Raw genomic sequence first — 20,247 nt, 5'->3', positions numbered from 1 at the left:
AAGTCGTTTAGCTATGATAGATCGTATTGGCTTTGTACAAGAGATTAGCGTCTTTCCAGCCACTAATGCGGGATTTACGTTGAGTGGCTAACGCAAACCATGGGATCACACGCACAGCACCTGGCGGCGCTAAAAAGTGCTCTTTTCCCCAATCTTCAGCAAAGAATTCAATCAATAGCTCGTAATCAGGATCAACCTGACTATGATAAAGAAACAATGATGAATTACTGGCAGTTAAACGCGGCACAAGGGTATCAAACCCCGATGGTTCTACCGGTTTAGGGTGTTCAACTGTATGAGTTTGAGAAATAACTGGGGTTTTAGTCAGCTCGACTTGGAACAATTTAGTCGCAGCATAGTGTGAGTGATTGTCAGGCATAGCCATGCTCTGTGCACTAAAGAACACAGTAAATAGCAAGATAATGACTGAGAAAAAGCGTAACAAGAACTGACCAATAAATTAAGCGGATAACAGGGCTATAATGAGGGTAAAAAAATAAAACACAAGGTATTACTTAAATAAAAGTAACTAAAATAAAGCGAGCCTAACTAGACCCGCTTAGTTAGTTTAACTTTTTAAACAAGTTAAACTTCTAATGATGACATGTCGATAACAAAGCGTGAGGCCATATCACCTTGCTTTAATTTATCGAATGCGTCATTAATTTGGTCCATATTGATCATTTCGACTTCTGGCAGAATATTATGTAACGCACAGAAATCGAGGATCTCTTGGGTTTGCGCTATACCGCCAATTAATGAGCCAGCAACACGGCGACGCCCCATTAATAACGGCACTGAGTTAGACTCAGCAAGCTCACCGACTTGACCAACCAATACTTGCGTACCATCAATATCCAAAAGCGGAATATACGGCGTAAAGTCGTGTTTTACCGGAATGGTATTAATGATCACATCAAATTGATTAGCATGCGCTTGCATGGCTGCTTCATCACTCGATACCAATAAATCTTTTGCGCCATAAGATAAAACCTGCTGTTTTTTCTTATCACTACGGCTAATTGCCGTAACATGTGCGCCCATTGCAGCTGCGATTTTAATCGCCATGTGGCCTAAACCACCTAGCCCAATCACACCAACACGGCTACCTGGGCCGACATTCCACGTGCGTAGTGGCGAATACGTTGTGATACCCGCACATAGAATTGGTGCACATTTAGCAAGGTCTAAGCCTTTTGGCACGCTCAATACAAACTCTTCACGCACCACAATGTGCTTTGAATAACCACCTTGAGTGAGTTCACCACTGATACGGTCTTGTCCTGAGTAGGTTCCTACCATCCCTTCGCGACAAAACTGCTCTTCACCGTGATGACACTGGTCACAGCTTAAACAGCTATCAACCATACACCCTACAGCGACATTATCGCCTACTTTATATTTTGTAACGCCACTGCCTACTTCAAGGACACGGCCAACAATTTCATGGCCTGGTACGACAGGATACTGAGTCCAGCCCCAATCGTTTTCTGCTGTGTGTAAGTCTGAATGGCACACGCCACAATACAGAATTTCAATTGATACATCTTCATCACGAAGTGCACGGCGTTCAAAATGATACGGCTCTAATGGTTTTTCAGAATCATGTGCTGCATAACCGACGGTTTTCATGCTTACTCCTTAATTTTCTTCGTGTTTAACTCATGCAATTAACTAATTTGCTAATGCACTGGTGTATACTTCACTCAGTATAGAGGTAAATTTGCAAAGTTCACTTGCCTAAAAGACGAAAGCTTTTGCCTATTTTTATCAAATTGATTTTAAGAGACCCCCATGCGTGGAATGAGCCGCAAAGAACAGGTGACAAGATCGCCTGATGCAATGAACCTATCACAAAGCATCAAAACACTCTGGCCCTATTTAATGACCTTTAAAGGCCGCGTTATTTTAGCCGTCTTAGCGCTTATTGCTGCAAAAGGCGCCACATTGCTGATGCCTTGGGCACTAAAAGAAATAATTGACGCGGTTGATGCGAGTATCAACCCGCTATTAAGCGTTCCTATTGCCTTGCTGATCGCCTATGGTTTACTGCGCTTTGCCAGTATTTTTTTTGGTGAAGTACGCGATGCATTATTTGGCCGTGTTACAGAGCACGCAATGCGCCATATCGGCTTAAAAGTATTTAAGCACTTGCACAGTTTAGAGCTTGCCTTTCACCTTGATAGGCAAACAGGTGGTATCAGTCGCGATATAGAGCGTGGTACAAATGGCCTCAGTTTTTTAATGCGCTTTTTGATGTTTAACATCGTGCCAACCCTATTTGAAATAATCACCGTAGCCATTATTTTTGCGACCTTATTTTCACCGTGGTTTGCATTAGTCACCGTTATCGCGGTCGCTATTTACATTGCTTTTACTGTGATTGTAACGCAGTGGCGAAACCGATTCATTCGTGAAGCAAATACTGCTGATAATAACTCTAATACCCGTGCTATCGACAGCTTGCTAAATTACGAAACCGTTAAGTACTTCAACAATGAACACTATGAAGCAAACACCTACGACAGCTTTTTAGCTAAATGGGAGCAAGCGAGGCTTAAAAATCGTTTATCTTTACTGGCACTTAATTCAGGGCAAGCACTTATAATCGCCGCGGCTATTACAGCGCTAATGTGGCTAGGTGCCAGCTCAGTGGTCAATAAAGAGCTGACAATAGGTGAGCTTGTGATGATCAATGCTTATATGATCCAGTTATTTTTACCACTTAACTTTTTAGGTTTTGTTTATCGTGAGATACGCCGAGCGCTGACTGACCTTGAAAATATGCTGGGGCTGTTAAATCGAAAAGCCGCCATTAGCGATGACAAAGATGCAAAACCATTAAAAGCAACCAAAGCAGCTATTCGATTTGAAAATGTGTCGTTTAGTTACGACAAACAAAGGCCAATTTTAAATAACTTAAGCTTTGAGGTTACGTCTGGCAGCAAAGTGGCGATTGTGGGTGCCAGTGGCGCAGGTAAAAGCACTCTAAGCCGCCTACTCTACCGTTTTTATGATGTTGATGAAGGTAAAATTTATATCGATGAGCAAGCAATCAACACAGTGACACTTGAAAGTTTGCGCCAAGCTATTGCCATCGTACCGCAAGATACCGTGCTATTTAACTCCAGTATTCGCGAAAACATCGCCTACGGAAATCCAACGGCAAGCGAAGATGAAATTGATAAAGCCATTAGCCTTGCCCATTTAGATGGATTTATTGCCAGCCTAGACAAAGGCGATAAAACCCTTGTTGGTGAGCGCGGTTTAAAAGTATCAGGCGGTGAAAAGCAGCGCATTGCAATAGCCAGAGCTATTTTAAAAGGTTCACCGATTTTATTATTTGATGAAGCAACATCGGCGCTAGATTCGCATTCAGAGCAAGCCATTCTCAGCGCGATGCGTGAAGTTGCACAAAGACATACCAGCTTAGTCATTGCGCATCGTTTATCAACAATTACTGACGCAGACAAAATTATTGTTATGAAACAAGGACGGGTTGTTGAGCAAGGTCAGCACCATCAACTGCTTGCAGCGAATGGTGAATACGCACGAATGTGGCAGTTACAGCAAAGCGAAGAATAAACACTGTTAACTAGTAGTTTAAATGATTAGAATAACCGCTTTATTTTTATCTATAACAAAAAGGCAACACGCAGATGGGCAGAGCTTATCAAAACAAAAAAGACTCAATGGCAAAAACTGCGGGTGCAAAAACCAAAGTTTATTCAAAGTACGGAAAAGAAATTTATATCTGCGCTAAGAATGGTGGTGTTGATCCCGATGGCAACTTAGCGCTTCGTCGCTTAATTGAGCGTGCTAAAAAAGACCAAGTACCTACGCATGTAATTGAGCGTGCAATCGATAAAGCCAAAGGCGGTGGCGGCGAAGATTACGTAGCAACTCGCTATGAAGGTTACGGCCCGGGTAACTGTATGATCATTGTTGACTGTTTAACCGACAACAACAAACGTACCTTTGCTGACGTACGTGTTTGTTTTACAAAAGCGAATGCAAAAATTGGTGCGCAAAACTCAGTATCACACTTATTTGATCACCTCGCTATTTTTGTATTTGATGGTGATGATGACGAGGCTGTTTTAGAAGCACTAATGATGGCTGATGTAGATGTAACAGATGTAGAAGTTGAAGACGGTAAAGTGACTGTATTCGCTCCACACACTGAATACAACAACACCCGTACAGCACTTGAAGAAATGGGAATTACTGATTTCCACGAAGATCTAATTGCTTTTGTGCCGCAAGTAGAAGCACCCATTGAAGGTGAAGACGTTGAAGTCATGGAACGCTTTTTAGCCATGCTAGAAGACTGTGACGACGTACAAAACGTTTACCACAACGCACAGTTTTAATTAAAAAGGCCAACCAAGTTGGCCTTTTACCTTTTAGCCCAAAGGAATCAACATTGAATACCCTCGAAGAGTTAAAAGCCGGTTCTCTACTAGGTTGTTCACGGCTTCAGCTTGTTGCAGAACTAACTGAATTGCCAAAAGAAATTTATACCCTAGCCGATACGTTAGAAATCCTCGATTTATCTAATAATCAGCTAAGTGATTTACCTGACGATTTTTACAAATTAAAAAATCTCAAACGGCTGTTTTTATCATTTAATCAGTTTAAACATATTCCAGACGTGCTAAGAGAATGCCCAAACTTAATCATGGTGGCATTTAAAGGTAATCAAATTACTGAATTTAAAGCGCACTGTTTGCCAACGCAGATTGAATGGTTAATCTTAACTGATAATCAAATCCCCGCTTTACCAGATACATTTGGTGAGTACAGCAAGCTTAAAAAGCTCGCACTGGCAGGTAATCAGTTAACACATTTGCCAGTCTCAATGGCTAATTGTAAAGAGCTTGAGCTAATACGTTTAAGTGCCAATAAACTTACAAAAATTGAAGATTGGCTTTTAGCTTTACCGAAACTTGCTTGGCTTGCCTTCTCTGGTAACGATTTAAATCGCTCAACTAGCTTGCACTGTGAGCAGTTTAGCCAAATCGCACTGGATGAAATCGATGTTAAAAAGCAGATTGGCCAAGGCGCATCTGGGGTTATTCACTTAGCCAATTGGCATCAACAGCCTGTTGCCCTTAAGTTATTTAAAGGCGAGATCACCAGTGATGGCTATCCACTTGATGAGCTAAATTGCTGTTTAAAAGCCAGTGAGCATCGAAATCTCATAAAAGCATTAGGCTATGTTGATGAAGAGTCACAACTTGGTTTAGTGATGGAGCTTATCAGTAAAGAGTTTAGTAATCTTGGTTTGCCACCTTCCCTTGCAACTTGTACCCGTGACACATTCGAAGACAACTGCCAGTACGCGCCAGAAATGGTGCTAAAAATTGTTAAGCAAATGGCCAGTACCCTCGCTCATTTGCATCAAAAGCAAGTAAGCCATGGTGACATTTATGCCCATAACAGCATGATCAATTCACAGGGCGATTTATTATTCGGTGACTTTGGTGCAGCAACAGACTTATCAATGCTGACGCCTGATCAACAGCAGCTATTAGAAGGCATTGAAGTGCGCGCCCTTGGTTATTTCATTGATGATCTACTGACCGTAGTGAGTGAACAAAACGACATTACTAAGATGCTTTCTGACATAGCTCAAGAGTGCTTGGTACTAAACTCAGACAAACGCCCTCGCCTTTCTGAGCTAGTTTCGCGATTATGAGTATTGGTAATAATAAATAAAGCCTCGATGAGGCTTTATTTTTGCTTTTTAAACGGGAACACCTGCTGTTTTAACATACCTTCGGGCATGTAATCGCCAACCACACCATATTTATCGGGCCACTCTGCTTGACCTTTCACAGCAGTGCCAAAAAGATAATCTAAAAAAGAAAAATGCGCAGCATAGTTACGGTCAATGGCCGCTTTATCAGATGAATGATGCCAATGATGAAACTGAGGTGTAACCAGCAAATACTTTAGCCAACCAAACTTCACCCGAACATTAGCGTGGTTAAATACTGCCTGAAAGCCAACAATAATGACATAGAGGCTAATAACATCCGATGGAAAGCCGAGTACAAAAATTGGCGTGAGCACTAAGCTGCGCGTCACGAGTATTTCTAAAATATGCTGACGAGAGCCTGCAAGCCAATCCATCTCTTTTGCACTATGATGCACGGCATGAAAACGCCAAAGCAGAGGCACTTCGTGATAAGCCCTATGCACAAAATATTGCATTAAATCAGCTACTAAAATGATTAGAAATAGCTGCAGTAAAAAGGGCAGTTGAATAATAAAGCCTTGCACTGTATCAGACACAGCCCAGCCAAATGCATGATGCACGAACTGATTGGTTGCCAGCAACACAAAACCAATAATTAAGTGATTAACAAAGAAATGATTTAAATCACCCTGCCACTCAGAGCGGAGAATTTTTTGCTCTTTACGGTGCGGCAGTAGCTTCTCAATTAGAATAAAAATCAGTGTGGAGCCAAGTAAGTCAAGAATGAACCAATCCAGCCCCAAGTACGGCGTATTATCTTTAAAGTCGCCCACTTCAACATTCGGACCGCCAAATGCAATAGCAAGCAAGATCAACACCCAAGCCGTTGCACCGAGCCGTTTATTAGTATTACGAACAAAGTTCAACAACCCTAAACTGCCTGAAATAATTAATGCCATAAACATCAGCTGACGTAAAAACTCGACACTGTAGTTTTGCCTAAGCTCTGGGGTCGTTAAGTACTCTGGAAAATGAAAAGCTAACACCCCTAAGCAGGATAACACCGCTAAGAAACAAGCAATATAACCGCTAATATTGCCTTCACCCACTTGAAACTGCTCAGCTCTAAATAGCCGATGATAAAGACGTGTCATGATATAAAATCCATTTATCAATTTTTTGCAGCATAACACAGAAGAATTTAGGAACAAATATGAACAGAAACATGATGATATTAGCTTTACTACAAATTTTTTATTTTTAATTTGCTATGTAATAAGGTAGGAACAGATTGCGCCATTGGAGGTTGCGGAAACCACAAAATTCTTCCGCGAAATATCTAAGTTCTTGGTGAAGAGTTAATTTCTAAATCATCATTGATAAAACTAGAGTCACCGGGATCATTTGGATCAGCATTTCCCATAGCTGAAACACCCTGACCTTTTATAACCTCACCATCTAGAGTCAGTTGTATTCCCCAAATTCTAATTCCTGTTTGATTATCAAATACTACCCACAAATAACAGAGGTTACCCATCCATTTTTCTCCCCACTTAGCTGAAGTTGATTGCCCTCCAACATTATAAGTAGCTGATACGTTGTCAGAAAAAACTAACTGTCCTTGTGAACCAGTATTGTCATGAAAAACATAAACAGTTTTTCCTTTTAGTGAATTTGCCATTTAATTTTCCTTTAAGGTTAAATGTAATCATATATTCGTTACAGCACATACAGATTAGTTTGCTTATAGGGAAATTCAATGTGGAATTATATAAAAACCAAAAAAGCCACGATAAACGTGGCTTTGTTGGATAAAGCTTAAACTTTTACTGTTCTATTATAAGAACTGACCTAACGCTTTAACTTGGTCTAACATGCGGTTTGAGAAACCCCACTCGTTATCGTACCAAGCCATCACTTTAACAAGCTTACCATCTACTTTAGTTTGAGTAGAATCGAAGATTGAAGACGCTGGGTTGTGGTTAAAGTCGATAGAAACAAGTGGTAGTTCGTTGTATTCAAGAATACCTTGCATTGCACCTTCTGATGCTGCTTTAACGACTTCGTTGATTTCTGCTGCAGTTGTTTCACGCTTAGCAACGAACGTTAAGTCTACTAAAGAAACGTTGATTGTTGGAACGCGCACTGCCATGCCGTCAAGTTTACCCGCAAGTTCAGGAAGCACTAAGCCAACCGCTTTAGCTGCACCTGTTTTAGTTGGGATCATTGACTGAGTTGCGCTACGTGCACGGTATAAGTCTGGGTGATAAACGTCAGATAAGTTTTGATCGTTTGTGTAAGCATGAATGGTTGTCATGCTACCTTGCTCGATACCTACTGTGTCGTTGATTGCTTTTGCAATCGGTGCTAAACAGTTTGTTGTACATGATGCATTTGAAATGATGTTGCTGTCAGCGTTTAAAACTTCGCTGTTAACACCATGAACAACCGTTGCATCCATATCAGTACCAGGCGCAGAAACGATTACTTTTTTAGCACCGGCTTCAATATGTTTTGCAGCGGCTTCACGTGAAGTGAATAAACCCGTACATTCTAATACGATATCGACGTTTAATGCTTTCCAAGGAAGGTTTGCAGGATCACGCTCTTGCGTAAGGGTAATTTCATCATTACCAATTAGCATGGTGTTTTCAGCAAGTGTTACTTTTTGAGAAAATTGACCGTGTACAGAGTCAAATTGAGTTAAATGCGCGTTAACATTTGCTGGTGCTAAATCGTTGATAGCAACAATTTTGATTTCGTTGTTTTGAGCTGACTCATAAAGAGCACGTAATACGTTACGACCGATACGTCCATAGCCATTAATTGCAACATTAATCATTCTAATATCTCCCGTTAATTATTTTACTTCACTTGCTTGGCGAGCAAGCGCTTCAATGGCTTGCCAGTCTTTGTTTTCAATAAGTTGTTTATCTAACATCCAAGTACCACCTACACAAATTACATTTTTAAGTGCCAGGTAGTTAGGTGCTGTTTCAAGGCTAATGCCGCCTGTTGGGCAGAAAGTCACTTGCGGTAAAGGGCCACCAATTGATTTAAGCATTGCAGTGCCACCCGCTGCTTCTGCAGGAAAGAACTTTAAAAACTTAAAGCCTTGGCTTGCTAATTTCATTACTTCACTTGGTGTTGCTGCACCGGGTAAAAATGGAATATCAGACTCTTTAGCCAGTGCTAATAATTCGTCGTTTACACCTGGGCTCACCATAAAGTCAGCACCAGCTTCAACAGATGCATTAAATGTCGCTTTATCAATAACAGTACCTGTGCCAACGTATGCTTCTGGTACAGCTTCTTTCATTAGCTTTACTGCTTCTGCCGCAATCGGCGTTCGCAAAGTAATTTCTAATGCTTTTAAGCCTCCGTTATAAAGCGCACGTGCAAGGGGTGCTGCATCTTCAAGTTTTTCGATAACAACAACCGGTACCACAGGTGCCGATGATAAAATTTTCTCAATGCTCATTGTATGTTCCTCATAGCCCAGTAACGGCGTATTATTATTCTAAACCGAAGGCGCTAGCGCCAAGGTCTGCACTACTTACTATATTTCTGAAACCTGCGAATAACTCTCGGCCTGTACCGTATGTTTGACTTGGTTGGCTAAGTTGTAATTCACGTTTTGCTAATTCGTCATCGCTTACGTGTACTTTTAATACACCCGCTGGTGCGTCAAGTGTCACTAAATCACCTTCGTGAATTTTAGCGATTACACCACCTTCAACCGCTTCTGGTGCTAAGTGGATTGCAGCAGGCACTTTACCTGATGCACCCGACATACGACCGTCTGTCACAATCGCCACTTTGTAGCCTTGGTCTTGTAGTGTTGCCATTACTGGCGTCAACTTGTGAAGCTCAGGCATGCCTTTCGCTTTCGGACCTTGTTCTTTAATTACAGCGATAAAGTCTGTGTTTAATTCACCGCGGCTATATGCTTCTTGTAACTGACCTTGTGAGCTAAATACTTTCGCTGGTGCAGAAACAACCTGATGTGATTCAGCCACTGCTGATACTTTAATTACTGCCTTACCAAGGTTACCTGTAAGAAGCTGTAAACCACCTTGCTTGCTAAACGGGTTATCAATTGGGCGTAAAACTTCTTCATCGTGTGACTTTTCAGGACATGCAACCCATTTAACTTTGCTTGGACCTGTGCTGTTAGTCATGATCACTGATGTGTCTTTATCTAGCATTGGCTCTGTGGTGTATGCCTCTAGGCCATCACCTACAATCGTTTTCACGTCGTTGTGTAAGTAACCTTTGCTAAGCAGTTGCTTCATTAAGAAGCCCATACCGCCAGCTGCTTGGAAATGGTTCACATCAGCTGAGCCATTTGGATAGATACGTGTAAGAAGTGGCACAACTTCAGATAAGTCAGCCATGTCTTTCCACGTTAGGATCACACCTGCTGCTTTCGCAATAGCCACTAAGTGGATTGCGTGGTTTGTTGAGCCGCCTGTTGATAACAAGCCAACTAAACCATTAATAATTGTTTTTTCACTCACTACATCAGCAAGGCAGTTAGCATCTTTTGTTTCGATTAGCTGCTTTAACATGGTTTCGACAGCATGACCTGTTAAACCATCACGTAGTTCTGTGTAAGGGTTAATGAAAGAGCTACCTGGTAAATGTAGACCCATGATTTCCATTAACATTTGATTCGAGTTTGCTGTGCCGTAGAAAGTACACGTACCCGCACTGTGATACGATGCGCTTTCTGCTTCTAAAAGCTCTTCGCGACTTACTAAGCCTTGTGCAAATTTTTGACGTACACGGGCTTTTTCTTTATTCGGGATACCCGATTGCATTGGACCTGCTGGTAAGAAATACGTTGGTAAATGACCAAATGATAAGGCACCAATTAAAAGTCCAGGGACAATCTTGTCGCATACGCCTAAACAGAAAACACCATCGAACACGTCGTGCGATAAAGAAACCGCTGTAGACATTGCGATCACATCACGCGAAAACAATGACAGTTCCATACCATCACGGCCTTGTGTCACACCGTCACACATTGCAGGTACGCCGCCAGCAACTTGTGCTGTTGCATCATACTTAGTTGCAAGGTTTTTGATGATTTCTGGATAGTCTTTGTAAGGCACATGCGCAGAAAGCATGTCGTTATATGAATTGATAATCGCTAGATTTGGTTGCTCGTCTGCTTTTAAACGAGCTTTGTCATCGCTGCTACAAGCAGCCATAACGTGTGCAATATTACCACAGCCTAAACCAGCACGAACTCTTGTTTGTTTTTTTGCGTGCGCGATTCGCTCTAAATAAGCTTGGCGGGTCTCTTTACTACGTTCAATAACGCGTTCGGTGACTTCTTGGATACGAGGATGCAACATAAAATTCGACTCATCTCTATAGTTAGAGGATAAAGGCTCAGTAACAATTACAGACTCCACGAAAATAATTGTACTGAGCATCTTTGATTTACCCGTTCAAAGGTACGCTGACAGGCTGTCTCTCACAACCAACCTGACACCGGTGTCACTGTATTAACTCACGACTGTGACACCGGTGTCAACCCTATCTGTTAAATTTAGTTTAATTTTTTAAAATGACCAAATAATGAACAGTTTTATTTTAATAGAATATGAGTAGAATTCATGTAAAGCACCACTATCAAAGGTGTAACCATAAGAAAGGTTATATTGTGAGCTTTATTTAAAAACAGCAACTTAGATCATAAAAATGCAATTTTTAGATTGAAAATAAAAAAGCCCGAGAACGCGTCACTCATTCTCGGGCTACTGTGAAAAAACAAGATGAAATTTATTTAATCGCTGCTGTCGACTCGCGAGTAATCAATTTTGCCTCAAGGGTTACTTGGTAAGGAGACTCTTGTGGGTCGCTAATATGGGTGATCAGTTGCTTAACCGCTTGCTGGGTCATTTCTTCTACTGGTTGTGCAATGGTCGTTAACCCTGGCCAGATATGGCGAGCAATAGGTGCGTTATCAAATCCAGCAATAGAGATATCATCCGGCACTCTTAATTGCATTTGCGTAGCAAGTTTTAGCACCGCCGCTGCCATGTAGTCATTAGAAGCAAATACTGCTGTTGGGCGAGGGTTTAAATCTAGAATAGTACGCGCACTATCAACACCAGAGTGATAACTAAAGTTACCTTCTTCAACTAAGCGTTCATCAAACTCAATACCATTTGAGGCAAGTGCTCTGCGGTAACCTTTAAAACGCTGCTCTGTCGCACTGTGATCAGGGTGACCTTTAATGAAAGCGATTTCTTTATGACCAAGCTTAATAAGATGCTCTGTTATTTCAAAAGCCCCCTGCTCGTCATTACTTCTTACCGAAATAGAGTCGTCTTCAAGTACCGCTGATGCGACACGAGCATACGGGATCTTTTTCGATTTTAGAAAGCTTACAAGTTCAGGAAAATCTGAAAATGGAGGGGTAAGTACAATACCGTCTAAACGAGAAGTTTGAATTAAATGTTCAATGTTGCTAATTAATTCTTCTCCTCGTAACTCGCAAGGGTGGATCAATAAGTTGTAATTAAGCTCGTGACACGCAGCTAAAGCACCGGTTTGCACACGGGTGATATAGCTTTTACTCGGATTATCGTATAAGCAACCAATAATGAAACTACGGTTTTGAGCCAAACCTCGAGCGATTGGGTTTGGCGTGTAATCAAGCTCTTTAAATACCTTAAGTACTTTTTCGCGCGTTGCATCACTCACGTTAGGCTCATTGTTGAGTACGCGAGATACTGTTTTTTTCGATACACCGGCATAGCTGGCGACACTGTTGATGGTTACTTTCTTCATCCGCTCTACATCCAACTGCTAGTTACGCGTTACTATTTACATGTAAACACGCAGCAGCACCAATGAATGGAATGTTGTCTTGTGTTACAAGCGTAACGGGGATCTGTGAAGTATATTGCGACATAATGCCTTTGTCTGCAAAACGCTCTACAAATCGACTAGATAATAGACGTTGTTGCATGCGAGGTAAAATACCACCACCAATAAATACGCCACCTAAAGCACCGAATGTCAGGGCTAAGTCCCCTGCTACGCTGCCGATCCAATCACAAAATTGATTAAGTGTTGCATCACACACTTCGCATTGACCAGTGGTTGCAAGCTCGCTAATTTGTGCTGCATCTAAATTTTTTGCTTCAACACCTTTTACCGCTGCCATAGCACGATATAAATGTGCGATCCCTGGACCCGAGAACACAGTCTCAACAGATACATGATTTAACTGCTTTTTAAGCTCAGTGATTAACAAGCGGTCTAATTCTGTCACTGCCGCAAGAGAAATATGCCCTGCTTCGCAGCTAAGAACAGCGCTGCCTTGTGATGTGCGAACTAAACACGCGGCACCAAAACCAGTGCCTGGTCCCATAACCGCAATGTTCGCATTTTCATCAGCCTGACCTGCTTTAACAGCCATATTTTGCGAATCATCTAAATACGGTGCCGCATAAGCAAATGCAGCAAAGTCGTTGATTACTTCAAGTTGCTCGAATGAGAATTCTGCTTTTAAATCCGCAACATTAAAGTGCCAGCCAAGGTTTGTTAAGTGAACTTGACCTGCTTTAATTGGGCCTGCTACTGCTAAACATGCACGGCTTGGCTTTGGAGATGAAATTTGGCTGAAGTACTGATTAATTGCACTTTCTAATGAGCCAAAATCAGCACTTGGGAATGTTAAATTGTGCTCGATAACAAACTGGTTAGTTTGTGCATTAAAGTCAGTGATTAAAGCGAAACGAGCGTTAGTGCCGCCGATATCGGCAACAAGAATAGGAGCAAATTCTGTGGTTGTCTGTGTGTTCATGATGTTTTCTCTATTTGTCTAAGCTAGTTGCCGCTTATTTTTCTAGTTTTCAATGGCAAAGCCACTGTGTCTGCTAAACTTTGGGTCATTGCCTCAAAGAAGCTATCTTTTGTATTAAAAAAATGCTGCCCAAATGAATGGGCAGCCAAATACGTTTTGACAACAAAATGATAAAACAGTGACATTATGACACCGGTGTCAGATTAGGATCAATAAAAATTTTCATTATTTGTGCATGCATACGTATTTATTGGAAAAACCTGCGTATTAAGTATCGAAAAAGCATTTATATACGCATAAAAAATGCCTAGCTGTTTACAGAACAGCCACACACACGCCGCTTGTCACAAATAGCTTGAAAAAAATAATAAATAGCCGAAAATGGCAAATACTACTTCTGTTATTTGGTAACCATATGAAAGGTAAGGCGACATCTTTTGACATTGCACATTATGCGGGTGTGTCGCAGTCAACCGTGTCTCGCGCGCTGCGAAATAGTCCTTTGGTCAACGAAGAAACGCGTCGACGTGTTCATGAGGTAGCAAAGCAGCTCAACTATAAAGTTGATAAAAATGCCAGTAACTTAAGAACACAGCAAAGTAGCACCCTCGCCCTGTTGTTATTTGAAGATCCCACTTCGGATGAATCACAAATAAACCCTTTCTTTTTGGCAATGCTTGGCAGTATTACTAGAGCCTGTGCGAAAGAAGGCTACGACTTACTGGTGTCGTTTCAGTCGAGTAGCTCTGATTGGCAAGCCGATTACGAAGACAGCCACCGTGCAGATGGCTTAATTCTGCTTGGTTATGGTGATTACCTCGATTATCAACCTAAATTTAAAACCTTAATTGATCAACACACGAAATTTGTCTGCTGGGGTGCAAGTGTTGATAACCGCCCAGATTTAACGGTGAGCTGCGATAACTACGGCGGTGGTAAATTAGCAGCAGAACATTTACTTGCAACCGGTAGAACTGATTGTGCATTTATCGGCGATGCTTCTGATCATAGCCCGGAGTTTTTTGCCCGCTACCAAGGCTTTAAAGATGCATTTTTAGCAAAAGGCATAAAACTTAACGAACGTAAAATGGCGAATGCCATTTCGACAGAAGAATCTGGCTATCACGCGACTCGCTCTCTCATAGCAAATAACATTCGCTTTAACTCATTATTTGCCGCCAGTGACCTTATTGCTATTGGTGCTATTCGCGCATTGAAAGAAGCAAAAATAAAGGTCCCTGATGATGTGCATGTTGTTGGCTTTGATAACATTGCTGTTGCCAGCTTTGTAAACCCACCACTCACCACTGTTCAACAAGACACCACTCTTGCCGGGCAAATGTTGGTCGATAACCTGCTCAAGCTTATTCGTGGTGAAGATGTAGAGAATACCCTTTTACCACCGCGATTAATTATTCGCGGTTCGAGTGTTTAATTTTGTGGCGATAACAGCCTTGTTATCGCCTACTTCCTACTCAACCAGACACTGATTGCATTAAAATTAGTTTTTTTTCGATTTACCCAAGACTATTACTTCGAAAAAGCAGATAATTACACCTATTATGATGAAAATGCTTATCTGGCATAACGCTTTAGATGGCAACGCGCACAAAGGTGGAATTTTTTAATGGAAATTAAAGTTAATTTTCTCGACAACCTCAGACTTGAAGCCAAGTTTGATGATTTCTCTGTCATTGCAGACCAACCTATTCGCTATAAGGGTGATGGCACTGCACCAAGTCCATTCGATTACTTCTTAGCATCTTCTGCATTGTGTGCGGCTTACTTTATTAAAGTGTATTGTAATTCACGTGATATCCCGACTGACGGTATTCGTGTTGCGCAAAACAATATCGTTGACCCAGAAGACCGCTATAACCAAATTTTCCAAATTCAGGTTGAGTTACCAGAAAGCCTTTCTGAGAAAGATCGCACGGGTATTTTACGCTCTGTTGAGCGCTGTACAGTTAAACGTGTTATTCAAACTGGCCCTGAATTTAAAATCGATACTGTTGAAAGCATCGAAGCTGATGCGCAAGCAATGCTGATGGCAAAACCAGGTGATGACAGCAACACGTTTATTTTAGGTAAAGATTTACCACTTGAAGAAACCATCGCAAATATGACTGCCATCCTTGAAGAGTTAGGGATGAAAATCGAGATTTCTTCTTGGCGTAATATTGTGCCAAATGTATGGTCACTTCATATTCGTGATGCAGCTTCGCCTATGTGTTTTACTAATGGTAAAGGTGCAACGAAAGAAAGCGCGCTATGCTCAGCTTTAGGCGAATTTATTGAGCGCTTAAACTGTAACTTCTTCTATAACGACCAGTTCTTAGGTGAAGACATTGCTAATAGTGAGTTTGTTCATTACCCAAATGAAAAGTGGTTTGCTCTGACTGAGGATGACTCTCTACCAGAGGGCATTTTAGATGACTATACCCGTGAAATTTATAATCCAGATGGTGAGCTATGTGGCTCACACCTAATTGATACCAACTCTGGCAATAAAGAACGTGGCATCTGTTCTATTCCTTATGTACGCCACTCTGACGGTGAAACTGTTTACTTCCCATCAAACCTAATCGAAAACTTATTCTTAAGTAACGGTATGAGCGCAGGTAACAACTTTGCCGAAGCAAAAGTACAATGTTTATCTGAAATTTTTGAACGTGCTGTTAAGCGCCAGATCATTGAGCAAGAAATTGTTTTACCAGACGTACCAGAGGACGTTTTAAACAAATACCCAGGGATTGTTGCGGGTATTAAGGGTCTTGAAGAACAAGGCTTTCCAGTTGTTGTAAAAGATGCCTCACTAGGCGGTCAGTTCCCTGTCATGTGCGTAACACTCATGAACCCTAAAACTGGCGGTGTATTTGCCTCTTTTGGTGCGCACCCAAGCTTTGAAGTGGCGTTAGAGCGCAGCTTAACTGAGCTATTACAAGGTAGAAGCTTTGAAGGCTTAAACGATGTGCCTAAACCGACGTTCAATAGCATGGTTGTGTCTGAGCCAGAAAACTTTGTAGAGCACTTTATTGATTCAACTGGCGTGATTTCATGGCGTTTCTTCAGTGCTAAGCACGATTATGATTTTGTTGAGTGGGATTTCTCTGGTAGCAATGAGGAAGAAACAGCGAGCTTATTCGGTATATTAGAAAGCTTAGGTAAAGAAGCCTACATTGCTGAATTCTCAGACCTTGGTACTGCATGTCGCATTTTAGTGCCTGATTACTCAGAAGTGTATCCAGTAGAAGACTTAATCTGGGACAATACCAATAAAGCACTTAACTTCCGCGAAGATATCTTAAACCTGCATCGTTTATCAGAAGATCAACTTGCTGATCTCGTTGAGCGCTTAGAACAAAGTGAACTTGATAACTACATTGATATCATCACCCTAATCGGTATTGAGTTTGATGAAAACACTGTATGGGGTCAGTTAACGATTCTTGAGCTGAAGCTACTTATTTACCTAGCACTTGGTGATTTAGAGGCAGCAATGGAGCTTGTTGAAGCATTCTTACAGTATAACGACAATACCATTGTTGAGCGCGGCCTATTCTACCAAGCAATGCACGCAACGTTGGAAGTCGCACTGAGCGATGACCTTGAGATTGAAGATTACATTCATAGCTTTACCCGTATGTTTGGTCAAGAAACGATGGATGCAGTTGTTGGCTCAATCAACGGCGATGTAATGTTCTATGGTTTAACAGAAACCAGCATGAAGCTTGAGGGCTTAGATAGACACCTTCGTTTAATCGAAAGCTACAAAAAGCTACACACTGCTCGCGCTAAAAAAGCAGGGCTATAATCAGGTAAATCGAGCTGTAAGCAACCAACTTACAGCTCCACCCCTTTGTTTAATAAGGGAATTAATTAATATCTCAATAAAACACTTACATTTTAATGTAATTGCACTGTAAGCAACCCTACCTTGTCCAGTTCTGTTTAAACTGATAAATTTCGCTCAAGTTTCACCCTATCGATTTTTTAAATGGACTTAAAAGGCTTTATTACTGCCCATCTTATTCTACTTGTCCTGTTTTGCTCTCACCCTTGTTTTGCAAAAATAACAATTGGTGTATCGAGCGAAAATGGCGAATCATTAAAGTACTCACGTAAAGACTTTCACGGTGAATTAAAATCGGCTTATAGTTGTGTGATCAATCACCTAGATACCGATTACGATGTTATCACTGTACCGCAAGCACGGCTTATCAAAATGTTGCAAAACAATGAAGTAGATATAGCCATGCCACTTTTATTATTACCACAGAGAGATCTATTTGCGGTTCGCTCAGCAACAATTTATCAAGTTGGATATGAACTGATAAGCCAAAGCGCAGACCCAGATTTGAGTATCGAGAATTTACGCAGGCAGGCTAACTTGAACGGTATCGTGTATAAACGCGGTACTGGGGCACGTACCTTAATGCTTAAATATTTAGGCATTGATAAAAATGAATCGCTAAGCCATGAGCATCAAGTCAGTACATGGCAACAAGCCGTTGATTTCGTAGCTAAGAATAGAGCTGGTATCACAGCCCTACCGACTGTAATTGCAAAAGATATCGAGCCTCACCACTTTAATGGCGTTACACGCATTAAAATGCCAGACCACCAATTAGGGCTATATATGTCATCACGTTTTGCCAAAAGCACTGATGCAACTGTGATCAATGATGCATCAAAAACCTGTAAAGAAGTTAGATAAACGATAGATTATTTAATTTGCTCAGTTTTAAGCTCGGCTAAACGGCTTTCAACTTGTGAACGCTCATGCATTGTTAGCTCGCCATAAAGCTTGGGGTATGGCCAGCCATAACCCCAACGAAAGCTGGTAGGTAAAAAAGGTGTGCCACCCACTCTGACCCCAGCAAGCATCAATACTGCAATTTCTTGCTCACCTACTTTTGCAACACACTTTTTTAAATCAATGTCAGCTTGCTCTCGTTGCTTGAAAGTACCGCCTTGCCAATATGCAAGGTCATGGGCTGTACAGCAAGCCAACCATAAGTTTTTATGTTCTAAGGTACCATCAGGAAAAGAGCTGCAACCATCTGTAGTGAAGGGTTTAAGTTCAGCACTACTGGTAATAGAAACATGAAAAAGTAACATCAAACCTAGGATAACGTTAGGATAATTAGCCACGCTCAAGACCTTAAGTAACGACTTAATACTCAACTTGGTACGCAAACCCTTCACAACTCAGCGCTTTTTGGCAATCAGTATCTGCATGTGCACTGATATAACACTGTCCATATACAATCGCATTGCCACCCCTTTGCTGTACTTTACTTTTAAGAGTATCTTGGAGTTGACTTCTAGATCCATCAATATCATCAAACGGACCCGCTTGTGGTAAATGCATATCACTTTCTAATTGGCAATAATAGCTCGAAACCTGGCCAAGAAATGTTGCTCTATAGCTCACTAATTGGCGATCTGTAAATACTTCAACATTGTGACCTCGTACTGAAGTTTCAACATCACCAAGCACATATTCACCCACGTTTGTATTTATTGCACAAGAACACAATAAGCTAACACTCAATAAAGTAGATAAAACCCTATACATATTTGTACCTTCCCTGCATTGATTGATCGGCTTCTAACTCCGCCAAATAATAATGGCTTTTGTTAACTGAACTAAAGATAAGCAATCTTAACGTACCTATATAGGGAAATCACAATTAAATTGTAAAAAAGTGCAAAACAAAAAAACCGCCTAGATTAGTTCGGCGGCTTAATTATTTAAGTAGTTATTTAAAAGAAATCTACTTAGCTAATGTGTCGGCTGCTTTTTCTGCAAAAAGGTTACCTAGTTTTATATAGTAATTACTTTTATAGTGCCACTTATCTTCAATGAATTCGACAGGTTCATCAAAGGCGACTAAATGAGCATTAGCATTTGATTTAACAAACTTTTTCTGAGCATCCCATACACTCTCTATATATGGCATCATGCGTGTTTCTGGTGTTTTACCAGAGTCTTCGATTCTGCCAAGAATGATTGGTAACTCTTTATTGCCAAATGTCATTTTCATATCATTCATTAGGCTTGTTAAATTAGCGAAATAAACCTTAGATGCTTGTTCATGATAGGCATCGGCCTCACCCTGCATCCAAATGATCCCTGCTGGTACTAAAGTATCTGCTTCACCATCACCATCTATATCATTGTTAGCTAATGCAGTTCTTACTGTAGTTTGAAAGTTATCCCATTGATTGATCTTGGTGTTGTCAGCATAGTTCTGCCCCCATGTACCAAAGCCAGATGCCCCAAGCGCAATAGATGAGCCACCACGTGCATATTTGATAATGGCTATTTTCTTATCAGTGATCTCAGATAAGCGTTTACCAAAACTCAATTCAGGACCAAACCTGTCAGATAAAATAATCGAATGCTCTGTCGATCTTGCGCCTGTACCAAAGCCCGGCATTAAATTAGTCCAAACACCTTTACCGCCATTTAATGCATCATCAGCAACCGGGTTACCAAAAAAGAGTAAGGTATTTTCAACTGGTTTTTTATACTGCGCTGGTAGGTCTTTATTAAAGCCAAATCCTTCCATATTTGATTGGCCGCCCATAAAGTAAAGCAAATAGTCATCCGCTTTACTTTGCGTACTCATTGCGAGTAAAGCATATAAGGCTAGTTTTTTTAACATCATTTTCCCTTGCTCCAAAAGCAACATGCCCAATAAAT

At 41.1% G+C, this 20,247-nt stretch carries 18 protein-coding genes; 6 read left to right on the top strand and 12 right to left on the bottom strand.

The features are described from left to right. Positions 1-7: 7 nt before the first annotated feature. Positions 8-379, bottom strand: a complete 372-nt coding sequence (locus tag C2M33_RS06520) for a hypothetical protein (protein WP_156503650.1) — start codon at positions 377-379, stop codon at positions 8-10. A gap of 206 nt (positions 380-585) precedes the next feature. Beyond that, positions 586-1,632 (bottom strand): NAD(P)-dependent alcohol dehydrogenase, encoded by a 1,047-nt coding sequence (locus C2M33_RS06515; RefSeq protein WP_105174043.1) that lies wholly within the window; start codon positions 1,630-1,632, stop codon positions 586-588. A gap of 210 nt (positions 1,633-1,842) precedes the next feature. Between C2M33_RS06515 and C2M33_RS06510 the strand changes: the two genes are divergently transcribed. The 3 genes from C2M33_RS06510 (at position 1,843) to C2M33_RS06500 (ending at position 5,701) form a co-directional block, all read left to right on the top strand. Beyond that, entirely contained in the window at positions 1,843-3,585 is a 1,743-nt protein-coding gene (locus C2M33_RS06510) for an ABCB family ABC transporter ATP-binding protein/permease (protein ID WP_105174347.1), read from the top strand. A gap of 74 nt (positions 3,586-3,659) precedes the next feature. Then, a complete protein-coding gene (locus C2M33_RS06505) occupies positions 3,660-4,373 on the top strand; it encodes a YebC/PmpR family DNA-binding transcriptional regulator (RefSeq protein ID WP_054561631.1) in 714 nt (237 codons plus the stop codon). 53 nt (positions 4,374-4,426) lie between these two features. Continuing rightward, entirely contained in the window at positions 4,427-5,701 is a 1,275-nt protein-coding gene (locus C2M33_RS06500) for a leucine-rich repeat-containing protein kinase family protein (protein ID WP_105174042.1), read from the top strand. Positions 5,702-5,736: 35 nt separating this feature from the next. Here C2M33_RS06500 and C2M33_RS06495 read toward each other — a convergent pair whose 3' ends face one another. The 7 genes from C2M33_RS06495 to glk form a co-directional block, all read right to left on the bottom strand. Beyond that, positions 5,737-6,858: a sterol desaturase family protein gene (locus C2M33_RS06495; protein ID WP_105174041.1), complete on the bottom strand. Its 1,122-nt coding sequence runs from the start codon at positions 6,856-6,858 to the stop codon at positions 5,737-5,739. 185 nt (positions 6,859-7,043) lie between these two features. Further along, the gene (locus C2M33_RS06490) at positions 7,044-7,385 is read right to left on the bottom strand and encodes a hypothetical protein (protein WP_105174040.1); all 342 of its coding nucleotides are present in this window, start codon (positions 7,383-7,385) and stop codon (positions 7,044-7,046) included. 156 nt (positions 7,386-7,541) lie between these two features. Next, positions 7,542-8,546: a type I glyceraldehyde-3-phosphate dehydrogenase gene (gene gap / locus C2M33_RS06485; protein ID WP_063705673.1), complete on the bottom strand. Its 1,005-nt coding sequence runs from the start codon at positions 8,544-8,546 to the stop codon at positions 7,542-7,544. Positions 8,547-8,564: 18 nt separating this feature from the next. Next, on the bottom strand, positions 8,565-9,185 hold the full coding sequence (locus tag C2M33_RS06480) for a bifunctional 4-hydroxy-2-oxoglutarate aldolase/2-dehydro-3-deoxy-phosphogluconate aldolase (protein ID WP_063705675.1): 621 nt from the start codon (positions 9,183-9,185) through the stop codon (positions 8,565-8,567). A gap of 34 nt (positions 9,186-9,219) precedes the next feature. Then, complete coding sequence (edd, locus tag C2M33_RS06475) at positions 9,220-11,070, bottom strand: phosphogluconate dehydratase (RefSeq protein WP_105174039.1); 1,851 nt, start codon at positions 11,068-11,070, stop codon at positions 9,220-9,222. 430 nt (positions 11,071-11,500) lie between these two features. Then, positions 11,501-12,514: a LacI family DNA-binding transcriptional regulator gene (locus C2M33_RS06470; protein WP_105174038.1), complete on the bottom strand. Its 1,014-nt coding sequence runs from the start codon at positions 12,512-12,514 to the stop codon at positions 11,501-11,503. Between the two features lie 22 nt (positions 12,515-12,536). Then, positions 12,537-13,535 carry a glucokinase gene (glk, locus tag C2M33_RS06465; RefSeq protein WP_105174037.1) on the bottom strand — a complete coding sequence of 333 codons (999 nt, stop codon included), beginning with the start codon at positions 13,533-13,535 and terminating at the stop codon, positions 12,537-12,539. 415 nt (positions 13,536-13,950) lie between these two features. Here glk and C2M33_RS06460 point away from each other — a divergent pair, with 415 nt between their 5' ends. From C2M33_RS06460 to C2M33_RS06450, 3 genes are all read left to right on the top strand, one after another. Continuing rightward, positions 13,951-14,970 carry a LacI family DNA-binding transcriptional regulator gene (locus tag C2M33_RS06460; RefSeq protein WP_105174036.1) on the top strand — a complete coding sequence of 340 codons (1,020 nt, stop codon included), beginning with the start codon at positions 13,951-13,953 and terminating at the stop codon, positions 14,968-14,970. 192 nt (positions 14,971-15,162) lie between these two features. Beyond that, positions 15,163-17,349, top strand: coding sequence for an OsmC domain/YcaO domain-containing protein (locus tag C2M33_RS06455; protein WP_105174035.1), 2,187 nt, complete (start codon positions 15,163-15,165; stop codon positions 17,347-17,349). Between the two features lie 183 nt (positions 17,350-17,532). Next, positions 17,533-18,252, top strand: coding sequence for a hypothetical protein (locus C2M33_RS06450; RefSeq protein ID WP_105174034.1), 720 nt, complete (start codon positions 17,533-17,535; stop codon positions 18,250-18,252). A gap of 8 nt (positions 18,253-18,260) precedes the next feature. Here the strand turns inward: C2M33_RS06450 and C2M33_RS06445 are convergent, their stop codons facing one another. From C2M33_RS06445 to C2M33_RS06435, 3 genes are all read right to left on the bottom strand, one after another. Further along, positions 18,261-18,689 (bottom strand): hypothetical protein, encoded by a 429-nt coding sequence (locus C2M33_RS06445; RefSeq protein ID WP_325050841.1) that lies wholly within the window; start codon positions 18,687-18,689, stop codon positions 18,261-18,263. Between the two features lie 22 nt (positions 18,690-18,711). Beyond that, the gene (locus tag C2M33_RS06440) at positions 18,712-19,116 is read right to left on the bottom strand and encodes a hypothetical protein (RefSeq protein WP_063705687.1); all 405 of its coding nucleotides are present in this window, start codon (positions 19,114-19,116) and stop codon (positions 18,712-18,714) included. 199 nt (positions 19,117-19,315) lie between these two features. Continuing rightward, positions 19,316-20,212, bottom strand: a complete 897-nt coding sequence (locus tag C2M33_RS06435; protein WP_158685567.1) for a sialate O-acetylesterase — start codon at positions 20,210-20,212, stop codon at positions 19,316-19,318. Positions 20,213-20,247: the final 35 nt, after the last annotated feature.

It is taken from the genome of Pseudoalteromonas sp. T1lg122 (genome assembly GCF_002964825.1).
GTDB classification, from domain to species: Bacteria; Pseudomonadota; Gammaproteobacteria; order Enterobacterales; family Alteromonadaceae; genus Pseudoalteromonas; species Pseudoalteromonas gelatinilytica.
The sequence above is the reverse complement of the archived record's forward strand: the minus strand, read 5'-3'. Positions and strand labels throughout refer to the sequence as shown.

What these genes read in the sequence shown, in the direction of transcription:
- C2M33_RS06470 (WP_105174038.1), bottom strand. Translation starts at nt 12,514, where the DNA reads ATGAAGAAAGTAACCATCAACAGTGTCGCCAGCTATGCCGGTGTATCG.
- C2M33_RS06505 (WP_054561631.1), top strand. Translation starts at nt 3,660, where the DNA reads ATGGGCAGAGCTTATCAAAACAAAAAAGACTCAATGGCAAAAACTGCG.
- gap (WP_063705673.1), bottom strand. Translation starts at nt 8,546, where the DNA reads ATGATTAATGTTGCAATTAATGGCTATGGACGTATCGGTCGTAACGTA.
- C2M33_RS06450 (WP_105174034.1), top strand. Translation starts at nt 17,533, where the DNA reads ATGGACTTAAAAGGCTTTATTACTGCCCATCTTATTCTACTTGTCCTG.
- edd (WP_105174039.1), bottom strand. Translation starts at nt 11,070, where the DNA reads ATGTTGCATCCTCGTATCCAAGAAGTCACCGAACGCGTTATTGAACGT.
- C2M33_RS06495 (WP_105174041.1), bottom strand. Translation starts at nt 6,858, where the DNA reads ATGACACGTCTTTATCATCGGCTATTTAGAGCTGAGCAGTTTCAAGTG.
- C2M33_RS06480 (WP_063705675.1), bottom strand. Translation starts at nt 9,185, where the DNA reads ATGAGCATTGAGAAAATTTTATCATCGGCACCTGTGGTACCGGTTGTT.
- C2M33_RS06440 (WP_063705687.1), bottom strand. Translation starts at nt 19,116, where the DNA reads ATGTATAGGGTTTTATCTACTTTATTGAGTGTTAGCTTATTGTGTTCT.
- C2M33_RS06510 (WP_105174347.1), top strand. Translation starts at nt 1,843, where the DNA reads ATGAACCTATCACAAAGCATCAAAACACTCTGGCCCTATTTAATGACC.
- C2M33_RS06460 (WP_105174036.1), top strand. Translation starts at nt 13,951, where the DNA reads ATGAAAGGTAAGGCGACATCTTTTGACATTGCACATTATGCGGGTGTG.
- glk (WP_105174037.1), bottom strand. Translation starts at nt 13,535, where the DNA reads ATGAACACACAGACAACCACAGAATTTGCTCCTATTCTTGTTGCCGAT.
- C2M33_RS06455 (WP_105174035.1), top strand. Translation starts at nt 15,163, where the DNA reads ATGGAAATTAAAGTTAATTTTCTCGACAACCTCAGACTTGAAGCCAAG.
- C2M33_RS06490 (WP_105174040.1), bottom strand. Translation starts at nt 7,385, where the DNA reads ATGGCAAATTCACTAAAAGGAAAAACTGTTTATGTTTTTCATGACAAT.
- C2M33_RS06515 (WP_105174043.1), bottom strand. Translation starts at nt 1,632, where the DNA reads ATGAAAACCGTCGGTTATGCAGCACATGATTCTGAAAAACCATTAGAG.
- C2M33_RS06520 (WP_156503650.1), bottom strand. Translation starts at nt 379, where the DNA reads ATGCCTGACAATCACTCACACTATGCTGCGACTAAATTGTTCCAAGTC.
- C2M33_RS06435 (WP_158685567.1), bottom strand. Translation starts at nt 20,212, where the DNA reads ATGATGTTAAAAAAACTAGCCTTATATGCTTTACTCGCAATGAGTACG.